Raw genomic sequence first — 16,088 nt, 5'->3', positions numbered from 1 at the left:
GCCGTTTTCGGAGAAAGTCGCCATGCTAGAATCGCGCGCATTCACTCTGGAAACGCAAGACGACATGGGAAGACCGGCGGCCTCGTCCAATTCCAATAGCAGCCGCGCCGGCACCGACGCGCGGCGCAAGTACGATCCGGAAGAGACCAAGCGCAACATTCTCGAGGTGGCAACGGCCGAATTCTCCGCGATGGGCCTCGCCGGCGCGCGCGTCGATGCCATCGCCGAGCGCACGAACACCACGAAGCGCATGCTCTATTACTACTTCGGCAGCAAGGAAGGGCTGTACGAAGCGGTGCTCGACAAGGTGTACGGCGATATCCGCGCGCTCGAACAAGACTTGCACGTCAGCGAGTTGGAGCCGGTCGACGGCATGCGCAGGCTCGTGGAATTCACGTTCGATTATCACGACCGGCATCGCGACTTCGTTCGCCTCGTCACGATCGAAAACATTCACGGCGCGAAATATCTCGAACAGCTGAAGACGTTCCGCAGCCGCAACGCGAGCGTCATCGCGACGATCGAGGATCTATTGAAGCGCGGCGTCGAATCGGGGCAGTTCCGTGACGATATCGATCCGATCGATCTGCACCTGATGATCAGCTCGCTTTGCTTTCATCGCGTCAGCAACCGGTCGACGTTCGGCACGGCGTTCGGGCGGGATCCGTCCCATCCGCGGCTGCGCGCCAAGCATCGGGAAATGATCGTCGATGCGATCCTGCGGTTCGTGGCCATGCTGCGCTAATTCGCTTCTCACGCCTATCGCACCGCACATCACGGTGTACGCGTGGGCAATCGAGCGCTCGCCAGCGCGCCGAGGTTGCCTTCGCCGAACCCATGATGGCCGCTGCGCTGCACGACTTCGAAGAAGATTTCGCCGGGCCAGCGTTTGACGAAGGTTTGGAAGAAGAGGCGAGGCACGCCGTCGGCGCCGATTTCTCCGTCGATCAGAATGCGGCGTGCGCGCAGCGCTTCGATATCGACGCCATGGCCAGGTAAGCGCGCATCGATCCCATCGTAATAGGCACGCGGCGGTTCGACGAACGCCACGCCGTTGCCGACGAGCGCGTCGACGCAGCTGAAGATGTCGTCGGTCGCAAGCGCAATATGCTGAACCCCTTCGCCCGGATGATCGGGCAAATAGGCATGCATTTGCTCGGTCCGAGCCGTCCCCTCTTCATAGAGCGGAATACGCACTTGCCCGCAAGGCGACACCATGACACGCGAATCCGCCGAGACGTGTCCGTCCGGATCGACCTCGTGAATCTCACGGAAGTGGAGCAGATCTCGATAAAAATCGAGCCATTCCTGCATGCGCCCGGCACCGACCGTTTGCGCCATATGATCGACGCGTCGCAAGCCGGTACCGCTATGCGCTAGATCCGCTTGCGCGGTCGCGATGTCGATCGGCCTGAAGTCGATGTCGAAGATCGAAATGTCGCCGACGCCGCCGCACAAACCGCCACGCCCGCGCCAACGGTCCACGAAATAGATATGCGAATCGCCGATGCCTTGAATCGCGGGGATCTTCAGCTCGGATGCGCCCGTTCGCTCGCCTTCAAACGGCCAGGCGCCAAGATCGATCGCCCGCTTGAACGCGCGCGAGGCATGGTCGACACGCATGCCGAGGGCGCAGATGCCCATTCCGTACTCTTGCGCATACCGTGCGGCGAACGATTCCGGTTCGGCGTTGACGAGGAAATTCATTTCCCCTTGCCGATAAAGCGTCACCGCCTTGCTGACGTGCCGTGCGATTGCCTTGAATCCGAGCTGCTCGAACCGGCGGCCAAGCTCGGCGGGCGCGGTCGCGGCGAATTCGACGAACTCGAGGCCGGCCAGGCCGAGCGGGTTGAATGGATCGGGAGAATCGGAATTGGGCGCCTGCGCGAAGGCATCCTCGGACGGTGAAGCGACAGGACACATGCAAAGCCTCCGGGCAACGTTGCTCGTGTCAATTTTAACTAAATCGTTCACCGTAGGGCAGCGCACGAAAGGCCTAACGGCACCGGGCCGAGTCGGGGAAACCCGAAAACCGTGCGATTGCCGCACACATTTGCGCGATAATCGCGCAATCCGAGCGGCAAGCGCATTGCGTGTGGGGCGGCGGCAGCCCTATGCTGCAGTGACTCACTCATGACGAATGCGCACTACCGAGCGTCGTTCCTTCGACGATCACGTTCGCGCAAAACACAGTAGGAGACGCCGGATGACCCCACAGTTCGACACCGCGAGTACCGCGACCCACTACCAGCCGAAGGGCCAAGCTCAGCGAGCGGCGATCGGCAGCTTCGTGGGTGCCGTCGTCGATTGGTACGATTTTCTGCTTTACGGGATCGTCGCCGCCCTCGTCTTCAACGCCGCCTTCTTCCCCAAGATCAGTCCGGCGATGGGCACGCTCGCCGCCTTCGCCACGTTCGGCGTCGGCTTTCTTTTTCGCCCCTTGGGCGGCATCGTGTTCGGCCATTACGGGGACCGGCTCGGGCGCAAGCGCATGCTCGTGATCACCGTCGTCATGATGGGCTTGTCCACCGCCGCGATCGGATTGCTGCCGACATTCTCGTCGATCGGCTGGTGGGCACCGGTCCTGCTCGTGACGATGCGGGCGATACAGGGCTTCGCCGTGGGCGGCGAATGGGGCGGCGCGGCGCTGATGGCGGTCGAGAGCGCACCGCGCGGCAACAAGGCTTTCTACAGCAGCGGCGTGCAGGTCGGTTATGGCGTCGGCCTCGTGCTGGCCACCGGCTTCGTCTCGATTCTGAGCCATTGGCTCGGCGACGCGGCCTTTCGCTCTTGGGGATGGCGGCTGCCGTTCGTGTTCAGCGTCGTCCTCGTGGGCATCGGCCTCTGGGTTCGCGCGAGCATGGACGAGTCGCAGGAATTCGTGGAGAAAGTCGAGCATCAGCACCGAAAGCTAAAGCTTCCCGTCATCGAAGCGCTCACGCGTCACCCGAAGGCATTCGCATACATCATTGCGTTGCGGCTTGCCGAATTGTTCTCGATGTATATCGTCACCGCGTTCGCATTGAGCTATTCGACGACCAACCTCGGCATGTCGCGCGACTTGTTCCTCAATATCGGGCTGCTCGTCGGCGCGCTCAGCTGCGTGACGATCCCCTGCTTCGCTTGGCTCGCAGACCGCTTCGGACTCAAGCGCATCTACCTCATCGGCGCGGCGATCGGCCTCGCCTGTGCCGTGCCATTCTTCGTTGCGCTGGAGGCGCGTGCGACGGTCTGGATCGTCATTTTCTCGGTCATGCTTGCCAACGTCGGGCACGACATGGTCGTCAGCGTGCAGCAGCCGCTCTTCACCGAATTGTTCGGCGCGGAGTACCGCTATAGCGGCGCAGGCGTCGGGTATCAATTCGCCAGCGTCGTCGGCGGCGGCTTCACGCCGTTCATCGCGGTGGCGCTCACGAGCTTTGCCGGTGGGTCGTGGCATCTCGTCGCGGGTTATCTGGCGATCGGGTGCCTGCTTTCTTTGGTCGTCGGCGCGCGGATGAAACCGCAATGAATGAGGCTGTGACGCAATGACGGCGGGCTTCATTCGCGCCGCTTGGCTCGCGCGGCGGTACGTGCAAGTATCGGCATCGCCCCATCGACATGGATAAGGTTTCCCTAGACAAGCGCGATTGGATTGCCGGGCTCGAAAAGGGCCTCGCGATCCTCGAGGCTTTCGATAACGAGCATGCGCGCATGACGCCTACGCAGGCGGCGGCGCGTACGGGTCTATCGCGTACCGCAGCACGCCGGTATCTGTTGACGCTCGAATCGCTCGGCTATGTCTATACGGACGGCCGCTTGTTCGGGCTGACGCCGCGTGTGCTCCGCGTCGGCTGGTCCTACTTCGATTCGGCACGGCTGCCTCGGACCGTTCAGCCGTACTTGCAGCAGATCAGCGCGTCGATCAACGAATCTGCCTATGTCAGCGTGCTCGACGATTGGGAACTCGTCGTGATCGCTCGAAACGGTGTTTCGCGTGTAATGACGACAGGCTTCGTGCTGGGGGCCCGCGTGCCGGCACCGCTGATTTCGCCGGGCGTCGTGCTGCTCGCTTACAAGGGAGATCGGGACGCCGTCTCGGCCTGGCTCGAACGCGTCGAGCTGGCGCCCTATACACCGCATACGCTGACGAGCAAGGCACGCCTGCTGGAAAAGATCGAGCAGGCGCGCGCCGACGGGTATGCGTTGGTAGAGCAACAGTTGCAAGTCGGCGTGCGCGGGATCGCCGTGCCGCTCAGAAATCGGCACGGCGAAGTCGTCGCCGCGCTCAGCACGAATATGCCGATCAAGAACGAAAGCGCCGATGCCGCGTTGAAGCGGGTGCTGCCCCATCTGCAGGAAGCGGCGGTCGCGATGTTGAATGTGCTTTGAGCCGGAGTGGCGAGGCGCTGGGCCGTGGCCGTTAGCCGGGTCCAGCACCAACGCTACGCGGCATGGGGCACGTCACTGCCCCATCGAACCGGAAGCCCCCTGTTTCATCCCCATCGAGCCGCCTTTCTTCATGTGCGAATGCTTCATTTGTTTCTTCGACATCGGAGTTTTCGCCATCGTGCCGCTCGCCATTTCGGACTTCGACATCGTACCGCTCGCCTCCTGAGCGAATGCGCTCGACATACCTAAGCTAAGCATGGCAACGAGTGCCGCAATTGCAAACTTACCCATGAGATGTCTCCTTAGTGAAGTGCAAATTGCATTGACGAGTTAGGCAAAAGCACCGCTCGTCATGGGTGCTGCAAGGGTGGCACCGACTACTGAGCCAGACCTGGTACCGATCGATGCAGCCGTCGCTTGGCGGGCCACGATACGGCCGTCTTGGTTCACGACCCGCCGAACCAGTTGTATCCCTGGTCGCTCCAATAGCCGCCAGGGTAGGTGTTGGTGACAAAAATTTCCACGATATGTTTCGGATTCTTATAGCCGAGCTTCGTTGGAATGCGTAGCTTCATAGGAAAGCCGTACTTGGGCGGCAAGGTCTTACCGTCGTATTCGAATGCAAGGAGCGTCTGCGGATGCAGCGCCGTCGGCATGTCGATACTTTCGTAGTAGTCGTCGGCACATTTGAAACCGACATACTTGGCGCTCGTGTCGGCACCGACCCGGCGCAAAAAATCCCCAAACGGCGTTCCGCCCCAATGCCCGATCGCACTCCATCCTTCGACACAAATATGCCGTGTGATCTGCTCCGCATGGGGCAGCGCATAGAGTTCGGGTAGCGTCCAGTCGCGTTTCCCGGCAATCATCCCGCTCAATTTCAGTCGATAGTCCGACCCATCGACTTCGGGCACGTCGTCGATACCGTAATAGGCGTTGAACGGGAATGGGCGCGTGAGCTCGGCCTCGCTGTAGGTGGGCGCGAGACGCGTCGGGTCGAAAAGCCATCCCTGGACGCGATCGTTCATTCGCGACACGCTCATCAAGAACGCGTTGACGGATTTCTCGTCGGTCAGCGAACAGCCGGTCAGCATCAACAGGCCGCCGAGTGTCAGCACGCGTTTGCCGAACGCCCTACGCGCGGGCAGAGCCAACTCGCGAAGCGCGTCGGCTGAAATCGCCTTGGTATCGAACGATGCCGGTCGAACGTCGGAATCGCCCTGAATTCGTGGCAGTTTCATAGCTATCTCCTACTCGAGGAGCCGGATACGGATGCCGAGCGCCGGTTATCGGCCCCGCAACATTGCGATAAGCGAGCGCGGCACGATCGCGACCATCACGATATGGACGGCGATAAATGCCGCAAGCAGCGACATTGCACAGAAATGCACGACACGGGCGTCATCGTAACCGCCCATCAAACCGCGCAGCAGAGGGAACTGGACCGACTTCCAAATGGCGAGCCCGGAAAGCACGAGCACGATGAGGTCCGCTATCGCGACCAGGTAGGCGAGCTTTTGCACGGCGTTGTACCGCGACAGGTCGGCATGTGAAAGCTTGCCGGCGAGCGCACTCGCGAGGTCGCGCCAAATCGCGCGCGGTGAGAGTGGGAAGAACTTGGCGAACAGTCTCCGGGTTACGAGATTGACGACCAAATAGACGATGCCATTGGCAATAAGCAGCCACATTGCCGCGAAGTGCCATTGCAGCGCGCCGGCTAGCCAGCCGCCGAGCGTGATCGACATCGGGAACATGAACCGGGGGAAAATCGGCGATGCGTCGTAGATCTGCCACCCCGAGAGCATCATCACGATCGCGGCAAGCGCGTTCAACCAGTGCGTTGCGCGAACCCACAGCGGATGGACGAGCCCGCTCCGCTGCAGACGATGCTCTTCGTGAAATTGCGAAGTCTCCATCGCGTCGCTCCGGTTGCCGATGCGGAATGACCGCCGCGCTGTCTCACCGGTACCGCCCAGCAGCCGTCATCCGCCCAGCAAACTTCGGCGGAGAAACTACCTGTTCCAGTGGTCGAACTTGGCCATCGAAGACATATACGCGTCAATTACCGACGTGGATGCGCGCTGCACGACAATTCGCCACATCCTTGCTAGGGCAGCTTAGGCGGTCAGTGACGCTTTCGCCACCGGTAACGCGTTCGCGCGGCGCCGAAGGCGCGCGGTCCAAAGGCGCAAATCGACAGACGAAAGAAATTGGACAAGCGCCCTATCGCTTTCTCGCGAACGTCACTTCGTCGACTTTGAATACAGTCACTGCGTTCTTCAGAGTGGCCGCCTGCTGTTCGAGCGACTGCGCCGCCGCGGCGGCCTCCTCGACGAGCGCCGCGTTCTGCTGGGTCACTTTGTCCATCTGACTCACGGCCTGGTTGACCTGCTCGATCCCCTGCGCCTGCTCCTCCGATGCGGTCGCGATTTCGGCGACGATGTCCGACACTTGCTTGATCGCCCCCTTGACCTGCTCCATCGTTTCGCCGACACCTTCCGCCTGCTTCTCGCCGTCCTGAATCATGACCACCGACGAGGTAATCAGCTCCCGGATTTCCTTCGCGGCCGTTGCGCATCGCTGAGCAAGCGTGCGAACCTCACCCGACACGACAGCAAATCCACGGCCATGCTCACCGGCTCGGGCGGCCTCGACGGCCGCATTCAAAGCCAGGATGTTCGTTTGGAAGGCAATGCCTTCGATCACACCGGTGATTTCGGAAATCTTGCTCGAACTGCCGCTGATCCGGCCGATGGTCTGAACCATGCCCATCACGGCGTCGTTCCCCGCGTCGGCCATCGTGGATGCCCGAGCGGCGAGCGCATTGGCCTGCCGAGCGTTATCGGTGTTGTGTCTGACCGTCTCCGTCAGCTCGGTCATGCTGGCGGCCGTCTCCTCGAGCGAACTCGCCTGTTGCTCGGTCCGTGCCGACAGATCGTAGTTGCCGGCCGCGATCTCGCCCGAGGCCGTGGCGATATGATCGGTGCTGTCCCTTACCTGACCGACGATCTGCGCCAAACTCCGATTCATCGCGTTTAGGCTCTGCACCAAGAGCCCGGTTTCGTCCGTCGACGAAGCTTCGATACTCGTGGTCAAATCGCCTTCCGCCACGCAAGTTGCAAGCGTCACGGCCTGTCTCAAAGGGCGCGACACCGCACGCGCGAGCCAGGTCCCCGCCAAAACAGCGGCAAGTACAGCAAGCAGCGACGTCACGCCAATCGTTGTATAAATCGTCGCCCGCAGCGATGCGAGTTCCCCTTGCGCTTGCTCCATCCGCCTGCGCTCATAGCCATCGAGCTTGCCGATCGCCGCGATCAGCTTTTCCGTTCCCAGATAAGAACCGAAGCCCTCCGTCATTTGCGAAAGATCGCTCACGTTCACCGAAAACGCATCCACCTTTTTTCGCATGTCCACCAACGGATGAACTACGGTGTGCAGCCAAGCGTCGTATTGCTTCTGACACTCGTCTACAAATTCCGCACCGGCGGCCGTGCCGTCCATCGTTCGCAAGGTCGACAATCGCTTGTCGAAATCGCCGCCGTGCTGATCGATCCATTCCTTATGCCCAGGTTTCCCGTTCAGGTTATTCGCCAATACGGCCCAGACGATGTTCAGATAATCGGCCGTCCCGTCCTTGAGCAGCAACAGCGTCTGCTCCGACGTCGCAATCTCCTTCTGCTTGGCATCCAGCGCGCGAACGCTGAAGATGCAAATGCCCGCGCTCACCGCGAAGACAGCAATCACACTCGCAAATGCAACACCTATCTTTGCAGCGATAGATAAATCCCGAATGGTCTTCATTATTGTCTTCGTCGGTCGGTGAGCGGCGGGCGGTATGTTCCGCTTCGTTTTAGAACTGATGCAGCATGCCGAGGCGGAACATCAACTGGCGGTTCGTGGTCGATGCGTCGGCGATCGAGAAGTCGAAGATGTCGGCTTGCTTCGCATCCCCCGCCGCCTGCTGGACCCCGGCCATCGCATAGAACGACGTGCGCTTGGACACGGCATAGCTGCCCATCAGCGAGACTTGGTGGTATTTCGGCTTCATGCCGTTATAGTTCACCTTGCCGTCGGTATAGGCATACGCCGCGCCCAGCGTCGCCGCCGGCGTGACCTTGTATTGCCCCCACACCTCGTAGTTGCTGAACGTCACCGAACTCGTCGTCCCGTTCGCATCGTCGAACTTCGTGTTCGTGTAGTCGACGCCTGCCGTCGCCGCGCCGAACGCATAGTCCGCGCCGATGCCCATGATGCGCTCGCTATGCGGCGCGCCGACATAGCTGAACGGACCGCTCGCGCCGATTGCCGATCCCGTGGTGTTGCCGACGAAGTCGCCGTCGGTGAAGATGGCGGCCGGGTTCTTCGCATAGAAATAGGCGGCGCCCGCGTTGAAACCGCTGTGCGAATAGGCCGCCCCCAAGCTCCACATGCCGGTGGTACCGACGCCGGACGCGTTCGAATTCGTGAACGAATACATGCCGCCGAACGTGAAGCCGCCGAATGACGGGCTCGCATACTTGACCGAGTTGTCGACGCGGAACGAGTTGTCCGTGTTGTCGATGTCGCCACCGCGCACGAACGGGCCGCCGAATTGGCCCACGGCGGTCACCGGCTGAACGTAATCGACGACGGAGTCGTACTGGCGTCCCAACGTGACCGTACCGAGATTCGTTTTGGAAAGGCCGACGTACGCCTGCCGTCCGAATTCTCGTCCGCCTTGACGCATTTGCCCGTTTTCCAAGCTGAAACCCGCTTCGAGCTTGAAGAGCGCGCTCAAGCCGCCGCCCAGGTCTTCCTTGCCCTTCAGGCCCCAACGGCTGCCGTACATGCCGTCGTAGGTGCCGTCGCGCATGCGGATCAGATGTTGGCCGCCGCTGTTGTTGACGTAGTCGATACCTTCATCGATCACGCCGTACAACGTCACGGACGACTGCGCAGCGGCAATGCCGGGAAGCAAGCATCCGGCGCAAATTGTGCTTAGGAGTGCTAATTTATTTCGATCTAATTTCATTTAAGTCTCCAAATCCTCATCGGTTTTTTTGATTCAACTTCTTACGCCACTGCAAACAACCGCCCACCTTATCAATCCCCGTCGCCCCCCGGCTGTCAAACGGCGACACATAGATACTTGATCACGACATAGTCGTCGATGCCGTAATGGGATCCCTCGCGGCCGAGCCCCGATTGCTTGACGCCGCCGAACGGCGCGACTTCGTTGGAGATGATTCCGGTATTGATCCCGACCATGCCGTATTCGAGCCCCTCGGCGACACGCCAAACCCGGCCGATATCGCGACTGTAGAAGTAGGCGGCAAGACCGAACTCGGTATCGTTGGCGAGACGCACCACTTCATCGTCCGACGAAAAACGGAACAATGGCGCGAGCGGACCGAACGTCTCCTCCTTCGCCACGTGCATGTCCGGCGTCAAGCCCGTCAAAACGGTCGGCTCGAAAAAGCCATGGCCCAGCGCGTGACGCTTGCCGCCCGTCACGAGCGACGCGCCTTTGGCAAGCGCATCGGCAATGTGCGACTCGACCTTCTTCACCGCCGCCTCGTTGATCAGCGGCCCGAGCGCGACGCCGCTCTCGGTGCCGTGTCCAACCTTGAGTTTGCTCACGGCCGATGCAAGCTTGTCCGCGAATGCATCGTAGACGCGTTCGTGCACATAGAAGCGATTGGTACAGACACAGGTTTGCCCGTTGTTGCGATATTTCGATGCGATCGCGCCCTCGACGGCCGCGTCAAGATCGGCATCGTCGAAGACGATGAACGGCGCGTTCCCGCCTAGTTCCAGCGACATCTTCTTCACCGTCGGCGCGCTCTGCGCCATCAGCAACCGGCCCACCGCAGTGGATCCCGTAAACGACAGCTTGCGAACGATCGGGTTGCGCGTCATCTCCGCGCCGATCGCTTTGGGATCGCCGGTAACGACGCTGAGCACGCCCTTGGGCACGCCCGCGCGTTCGGCCAGCACCGCCATCGCAAGCGCGGAAAACGGCGTCGACTCGGCCGGCTTGACGACGATCGGGCAACCGGCCGCGAGCGCCGGGCCTACTTTCCGCGTAATCATCGCGGCGGGGAAATTCCACGGCGTGATGGCGGCACACACGCCGATCGGCTCCTTCACGACGACGATCCGCTTGTCGGCCGCGGGCGAGGCGAGCGTATCCCCAGCGACACGTTTGCCTTCTTCGGCGAACCATTCAAGAAACGAAGCCGCGTAGGCGATTTCGCCCTTGGCTTCGGCGAGCGGCTTGCCTTGTTCAGTGGTGAGGATCAACGCAAGATCGTCGCTGTTCGCCACCATCAGGTCGAACCAGCGACGCAAAATGGCCGCCCGCTCCTTCGCCGTCCTCTTGCGCCAGGCACCCCATGCCGTTTGAGCCGCGTCGATCGCACGTGCCGTTTCCGCTGCGCCCATGTTCGGCACGGTGCCGAGCGAGTTTCCCGTCGCCGGGTCGAAAACGTCGAGCGTCGCGCCCGATTCCGCGGCTTGCCATTCGCCGTCGATATAGGCCTGATGCCGCAACAGCGAGGGGTCCTTCAATGCGTGTTCGAGATCCATGAAAAACCTTTAAAAAAGCAATTTCAGAACGTTGCGCAGCCGGTCGATTCGTTGGGCGCGTTCGAGGCCTGCTGCTCATCGCTTTGCTGCAGCAGTTGCGCGGCGATCACCGCCACGCGCGCCACGTGAGCCGTCGCGGCGTCTCGAGCGCGCCTGGGATCGCGGCAACGGATCGCGTCGAGGATGAGGCTCATTTCGGCAACGGCCTGACGTCCACGGTCCTCGGAAGCGATCGTCATCGCGCGCAGACGGTTGATCCGTGCGTTCAACGTCTGCACGATCTCCCAGGCGACGTTTCTATCGCCGCCATGGAACATCGCCTCGTAGAACGACGTCGTCAGTTCCCGGACGCTCTGATGGTCACGCTCCTCGAACGCACGCTCGATGCGCGCGACGCACTCGGCAAGCCGCGACACCACGGCTTCGTCGGCATGCCGCGCGCAGGCCATCGCAGCATCGCCTTCCAGCAACGCTCGAATCTCATAGATCTGCGAGGCCGTCTCCGAGTCGATCACGGCGACGATCGGTCCTTGATTCGGAATCGAATCGACCAGGCCCTCGGCTTCGAGATGCCGCAGCACCTCGCGCACGACCGTGCGGCTCACGCCGAGCCCTTCGCATAGGGAGCGCTCGACCAGCCGCTCGCCGGGTTGGAAATGCGCTTCGAGAATCGCCGTGCGCATCTTCTCCAGCGCGAGTTCGCGCAGCGTCGTCGTCCGGCGCTCGACTTTCAGGGAAGGCAGTGCATCGCTCATGTCCGGATCTGTCTCGTCATGCGCCCGCGAACACACGCGCGTCGCGTGCATCCCATTCGACGAATGCTTGCGTGCCGATCGACAGCCCGCTGTCGTGACGACGGGCCGCCGGCATCCGGATCGAGATCTCCTGCTGCCAGGGCGTGTCCACCGCGTAATGCATCGCGTCGCCGAGATACGTAATATCGCGCACGGTGACTGGCAACCCGGCCTCCCCCTTCGCGCTTTGCAACGCGCGAATGCGCATCTGCTCCGGGCGAATCATGAGCGCGCCGTCGTCGCCGGCCGTGAGTGCCGGACCGTGTCCGGCCGCCGCCACGGCATGGCCGTTCGGGAACACGCCGCTCATGCCGCCGTCGCCGTTCGCGGTGACCTTCATCGGAAGGAAATTCGAATTGCCGATAAAGCTCGCGACGAAACGCGACGCCGGGTTGGCGTACAGCTCCTCGCCCGTGCCGACTTGTTCGATGCCGCCCTTGTTGAAAACGGCAATGCGGTCCGACAGGCGCAGTGCCTCCTCCTGATCATGCGTGACGTAGAGAATCGTCACGCCCGTCTCCTGGTGAATGCGGCGCAGCTCGAGCTGAATCTCCTCGCGCAGCTTCTTGTCGAGCGCGGAGAGCGGCTCGTCCATCAGCAAGACGGGCGGATCGTAGGCCAACGCGCGGGCAATCGCGACGCGCTGCTGCTGGCCGCCGGACAACTGAGCCGGCATCCGATCGCGGCATTCGGCCAAATGCACGAGCTTGAGCATCTGTTCGACCTTCGCCTTCACCTCGGCATCGGGACGACGACGCACACGCAGCGGAAACGCGACGTTCTCGCCGACGGTCAGGTGCGGAAACAACGTGTATCGCTGGAACACCATGCCGATGTTGCGCTTGTTCGGCGCCACGGACAGCAACGGCTTGCCGTCGAGCAGGACACGCCCCTCGGTCGGCTCCTGGAAGCCCGCGACGATATAGAGCGTCGTGCTCTTGCCCGAGCCCGACGGCCCGAGAAACGTCATGAATTCGCCCTTGCGCACGTCCAACGACACTTGATCGATCGCGACCACGTCGTCGTATGTCTTGCGCAGGCGCTGGATTTGCAGAAATGCAGCAGTCATGGCTGGTTCACCTCATTCATCGGGCGCGGCGCAACAGCGCGCCGGCCACCATCAATACCGTCGTCAAGCCCACGAGCAACGAGGACGCCGCCGCAACGACCGGCGTCAGGTCTTGCTGAAGCGTGGTCCAGATGCGCACCGGCAGCGTTTGCAAGGTCGGGCTCGCCATGAAGATCGACACGACCACTTCGTCCCACGACGCGAGGAACGAGAAGATGGCTGCCGCGAAAAGTCCGAGCTTGATCGCGGGCAACGTCACGCGCAGCTTCACTTCGAGCGGCGACGCGCCGCAGACGAGCGCGGCATCTTCGAGCGCCGTGTCGAAGCTCGCCAGCGAGTTGCTGATCGAGATGATCGAGAACGGCAACGCAATGATCAGATGGCCGATGACAAAGCCCACCATCGTGCCGTTCAAGCCGACACGCAAGGTGAAGGCATACAGCGCCACCGCTAGCACGACGACGGGCAGCACCATCGGCGTGAGGAAGAACGCCTGCACCGCGCCGCGTCCGCGGAACTTGCCGCGCACGAGCGCGAGCGAGGCGAGCAGACCGATCAAGACGGAGAAGAACGTGACGGTGACCGCAAGCTCGGCGCTCGTCAGCAGCGAGCCGATCCAACCCGGATCGGTAAAGAGCTGGCGATACCACTCCAGCGTCCAACCGGGCGGCGGGAAGATCAGCCACTGCGAATCGCCGAACGAAAGCGCGACGATGAACGCGATCGGCAGCAGCAGGAACAGCGCGACGGCACCGCCCACCGTCATCAATGCCCAGCGCAACGCGCCTAGGCGGTCGAAATCGAGCAACATGTCAGCCTCCTGCCGGGCCGCCCCAAAGGAGGCTGGCGCCCCCTCGGGGGGCAGCGAACGTTAGTGAGCGTGGGGGTCGTTTCATCTCAGCGCCCTCCCCCAATGCTTGCTTTTGCGCCGCTGGTAAACCGCAACTGCAGCGCATAGAGCGAAAGCGTCACGGCAAGCAGCACGAATGCAGCCGCCCCCGCAAGCCCCCAGTTCAGCAGTTCCTGCACGAGCTGCGCGATCAGTTCGGCGAGCATCATGTACGAAGGGCCGCCAAGCAATGCGGGCGTCACGAAGTAACCGAGCGCCATCACGAACACCATCAACGCGCCCGACGCGATGCCCGGCATCGCGAGCGGCACCAGCACGCGCCAGAACGCCTGCCAGCGGCTCGCCCCGCAGATCGCCGCCGCCCGCAGCGTCGACGGATCGATGCTGCGCAGCGTCGCATGCAGCGGCATCACGAGAAACGGCAACATGATGTACGTCATGCCGATCGTCACCCCGATGAGGTTGTTCACGAGCGTCAGCGGCTGACTGATGATGCCGAGCGCCATCAGCATCCGGTTGATCGGCCCCGTCGCTTGGAGCAGCACCATCCACGCGAACGTGCGGGCCAGCAAGTTCGTCCACATCGACAACAGCAGAATCGCGAACAAGAGAGAGCTCACCTTGCGCGGTGCGATCGCCAGCAGCCACGCCGTCGGGAAACCGATCGCGACGGTCACGACCGTCACGACGGTGGCCACGAGAAACGTGTTGCCGAAGACGCGCAGGTACGTCGTCGAACCGAGCAGTTGCGTATAGTTCTGCAAACCGAGCGTCGGCTCGAGCACGCTGCGCAGCAGCAGCGACAGCACGGGCAGCAGAAAGAAAATCACGAGCAGCAGCAGCGCCGGCGCGAGCAGGCGAATGCTGCGCCAATCGCGCCGCCGGCGGTGCGGCCGCGCGGCTGGGTGCGCGACGGAACTTAGTACGTTAGGCATGGTGACTCCCGATACGGACGATGTGAGACTCGCCTGGCGGCGAGCCCACGTCGAGCACTTCGACTACGTCGATACATCGACTACTTCGATTGCCAGGCGTACCAGCGCTTCGCGATCTCGTCGCGATGCTCCGCCCAGTACTTCATGTCGAGGTCGATCTGCGACTGCTTGTACTGATCGGGCAGCGTCTTGGCGACCGCCGCCGGCATCAGCGAAGGCGATTTCACGTTGATCGGCGCATATCCGGTATCGGCGGCGAACTTCGCCTGCGCATCGGCGCTCGTGGCGGCGGCGAGGTATTTCATCGCTTCTGCCCGGTGCTTCGCGCCCTTCGGAATCACGAGCATGTCGGCGGCCGTAAGGTTTTGGTTCCACGAAATGCCGACGGGCACGCCCGTCTGTTCGAGCGCATGCAACCGTCCGTTCCAGAACATGCCGATCGGGGCTTCGCCCGAAGCGAGCAATTGCTGCGACTGAGCGCCGCCGCTCCACCAGACGATATCGCTCTTGATCGTGTCGAGCTTCTTGAACGCGCGGTCGAGATCGAGCGGATAGAGCTTGTTCGGCGGCACGCCGTCGGCCAGCAGCGCGATTTCGAGCACGCCGGGCGCCGACCACTTGTAGAACGTGCGCTTGCCGGGGAAGCGCTTCGTGTCGAACAGGTCGGCCCATGTCGACGGCTGTGCCCCCTTGAACGACGACTTGTTGTAGCCGAGCACGAACGAGTAGTAGAAGCTGCCGACCGCATCGGGCGACGTGAAGCGCGGATCGAGATCGGCCTTCTTGACGACCGAATAGTCGATCGGCTCGATCAGGCCGGCTTTCTGCGCGGCGTAGGCGAAATCGCCTTCCACGTCGACAACGTCCCAATTCACGTTGCCGCTGTCGACCATGGCCTTGAGCTTGCCGTAGTCGGTCGGGCCGTCCATCATGACGTTGATGCCCGTCGCCTTCGTAAAGGGCTTCGCCCAATCCTTGTCCTGCGACGATTGCGTCGTGCCGCCCCAGCTCGTGAAGACGATCGAATCGGCAGCCTGCGCGCCGGCTGCGGCAAACGCGGTCGCGCATACCGCGATCAGTGCCGCCTTATGAAAAACGCTCTTGCTGTTCATGCTTGTCTCCTGAATCGTTTTTGAATCATCGAACCGCGATGTCCGCGTACCCATTGCATTGCCGTAGCTTCATTTGAGCGGCGAGAAAGCAGCCGGCCTCATGATCTTGTTTTCCATTTCTTCCATCAGCGCTTGGATCTTCGGCGCGAAGACGCGCCAGCCCGGATCGTCGGCGAGCGCCGCACGGCGGCGCTCGCGTTCGTCCAGACTCGGATAAGCCCAGATATGAACGATCTGGTTCAGCGGGCCGATTTCCGAATGGAAGTAGCCGACCAACTGACCCAAGTAACGCTTCTGCAGCTCGATGCCTTCCTCCTCCACGAGCTTCAGATAGGCAGGCACCGCGCCCGTCTTGATGCGGTACGTGCGAATTTCGTAGAACATGCCGAC

At 61.9% G+C, this 16,088-nt stretch carries 16 protein-coding genes; 3 read left to right on the top strand and 13 right to left on the bottom strand.

Features of this window, described 5'->3' with window-relative positions; all coding sequences use genetic code 11:
- The first annotated feature begins 64 nt into the window (after positions 1 to 64).
- Entirely contained in the window at positions 65 to 745 is a 681-nt protein-coding gene (locus tag DWV00_RS26390; protein ID WP_115536691.1) for a TetR/AcrR family transcriptional regulator, read from the top strand.
- A gap of 29 nt (positions 746 to 774) precedes the next feature.
- Here DWV00_RS26390 and DWV00_RS26385 read toward each other — a convergent pair whose 3' ends face one another.
- The gene (locus DWV00_RS26385) at positions 775 to 1,923 is read right to left on the bottom strand and encodes a 4-hydroxyphenylpyruvate dioxygenase family protein (RefSeq protein ID WP_115536577.1); all 1,149 of its coding nucleotides are present in this window, start codon (positions 1,921 to 1,923) and stop codon (positions 775 to 777) included.
- Between the two features lie 283 nt (positions 1,924 to 2,206).
- On the opposite strand from DWV00_RS26385, the gene shiA reads away from it, so the two are divergent.
- Positions 2,207 to 3,511: a shikimate transporter gene (shiA, locus tag DWV00_RS26380; protein ID WP_115536576.1), complete on the top strand. Its 1,305-nt coding sequence runs from the start codon at positions 2,207 to 2,209 to the stop codon at positions 3,509 to 3,511.
- Positions 3,512 to 3,600: 89 nt separating this feature from the next.
- A complete protein-coding gene (locus DWV00_RS26375) occupies positions 3,601 to 4,371 on the top strand; it encodes an IclR family transcriptional regulator domain-containing protein (protein ID WP_115536575.1) in 771 nt (256 codons plus the stop codon).
- A 72-nt stretch (positions 4,372 to 4,443) separates the two neighbouring features.
- On the opposite strand, the gene DWV00_RS26370 is transcribed toward DWV00_RS26375, so the two are convergent.
- The 12 genes from DWV00_RS26370 to DWV00_RS26315 all read right to left on the bottom strand — a co-directional run bounded on the left by DWV00_RS26370 (position 4,444) and on the right by DWV00_RS26315 (position 16,082).
- The gene (locus DWV00_RS26370) at positions 4,444 to 4,662 is read right to left on the bottom strand and encodes a pentapeptide MXKDX repeat protein (RefSeq protein ID WP_115536574.1); all 219 of its coding nucleotides are present in this window, start codon (positions 4,660 to 4,662) and stop codon (positions 4,444 to 4,446) included.
- Positions 4,663 to 4,817: 155 nt separating this feature from the next.
- Positions 4,818 to 5,612, bottom strand: a complete 795-nt coding sequence (locus tag DWV00_RS26365; RefSeq protein WP_115536573.1) for a molybdopterin-dependent oxidoreductase — start codon at positions 5,610 to 5,612, stop codon at positions 4,818 to 4,820.
- A 45-nt stretch (positions 5,613 to 5,657) separates the two neighbouring features.
- Positions 5,658 to 6,287: a cytochrome b/b6 domain-containing protein gene (locus DWV00_RS26360; RefSeq protein ID WP_115536572.1), complete on the bottom strand. Its 630-nt coding sequence runs from the start codon at positions 6,285 to 6,287 to the stop codon at positions 5,658 to 5,660.
- Between the two features lie 307 nt (positions 6,288 to 6,594).
- Entirely contained in the window at positions 6,595 to 8,115 is a 1,521-nt protein-coding gene (locus DWV00_RS26355) for a methyl-accepting chemotaxis protein (protein ID WP_245965049.1), read from the bottom strand.
- Positions 8,116 to 8,221: 106 nt separating this feature from the next.
- Positions 8,222 to 9,382, bottom strand: a complete 1,161-nt coding sequence (locus DWV00_RS26350; protein WP_115536571.1) for a porin — start codon at positions 9,380 to 9,382, stop codon at positions 8,222 to 8,224.
- Between the two features lie 95 nt (positions 9,383 to 9,477).
- On the bottom strand, positions 9,478 to 10,938 hold the full coding sequence (locus DWV00_RS26345) for an NAD-dependent succinate-semialdehyde dehydrogenase (RefSeq protein WP_115536570.1): 1,461 nt from the start codon (positions 10,936 to 10,938) through the stop codon (positions 9,478 to 9,480).
- A gap of 23 nt (positions 10,939 to 10,961) precedes the next feature.
- Entirely contained in the window at positions 10,962 to 11,693 is a 732-nt protein-coding gene (locus DWV00_RS26340; RefSeq protein WP_115536689.1) for a GntR family transcriptional regulator, read from the bottom strand.
- A gap of 16 nt (positions 11,694 to 11,709) precedes the next feature.
- Entirely contained in the window at positions 11,710 to 12,801 is a 1,092-nt protein-coding gene (locus DWV00_RS26335) for an ABC transporter ATP-binding protein (RefSeq protein WP_115536569.1), read from the bottom strand.
- 16 nt (positions 12,802 to 12,817) lie between these two features.
- The gene (locus DWV00_RS26330; protein WP_115536568.1) at positions 12,818 to 13,612 is read right to left on the bottom strand and encodes an ABC transporter permease; all 795 of its coding nucleotides are present in this window, start codon (positions 13,610 to 13,612) and stop codon (positions 12,818 to 12,820) included.
- Between the two features lie 86 nt (positions 13,613 to 13,698).
- A complete protein-coding gene (locus DWV00_RS26325) occupies positions 13,699 to 14,586 on the bottom strand; it encodes an ABC transporter permease (RefSeq protein ID WP_115536567.1) in 888 nt (295 codons plus the stop codon).
- Between the two features lie 80 nt (positions 14,587 to 14,666).
- Positions 14,667 to 15,698 (bottom strand): ABC transporter substrate-binding protein, encoded by a 1,032-nt coding sequence (locus DWV00_RS26320; protein WP_115536566.1) that lies wholly within the window; start codon positions 15,696 to 15,698, stop codon positions 14,667 to 14,669.
- 69 nt (positions 15,699 to 15,767) lie between these two features.
- Positions 15,768 to 16,082, bottom strand: a complete 315-nt coding sequence (locus DWV00_RS26315) for an NIPSNAP family protein (RefSeq protein WP_115536565.1) — start codon at positions 16,080 to 16,082, stop codon at positions 15,768 to 15,770.
- Positions 16,083 to 16,088 lie beyond the last annotated feature (6 nt).

This window comes from Trinickia dinghuensis (assembly GCF_003367175.1).
Classification (GTDB): Bacteria; Pseudomonadota; Gammaproteobacteria; order Burkholderiales; family Burkholderiaceae; genus Trinickia; species Trinickia dinghuensis.
The sequence above is the reverse complement of the archived record's forward strand: the minus strand, read 5'-3'. Positions and strand labels throughout refer to the sequence as shown.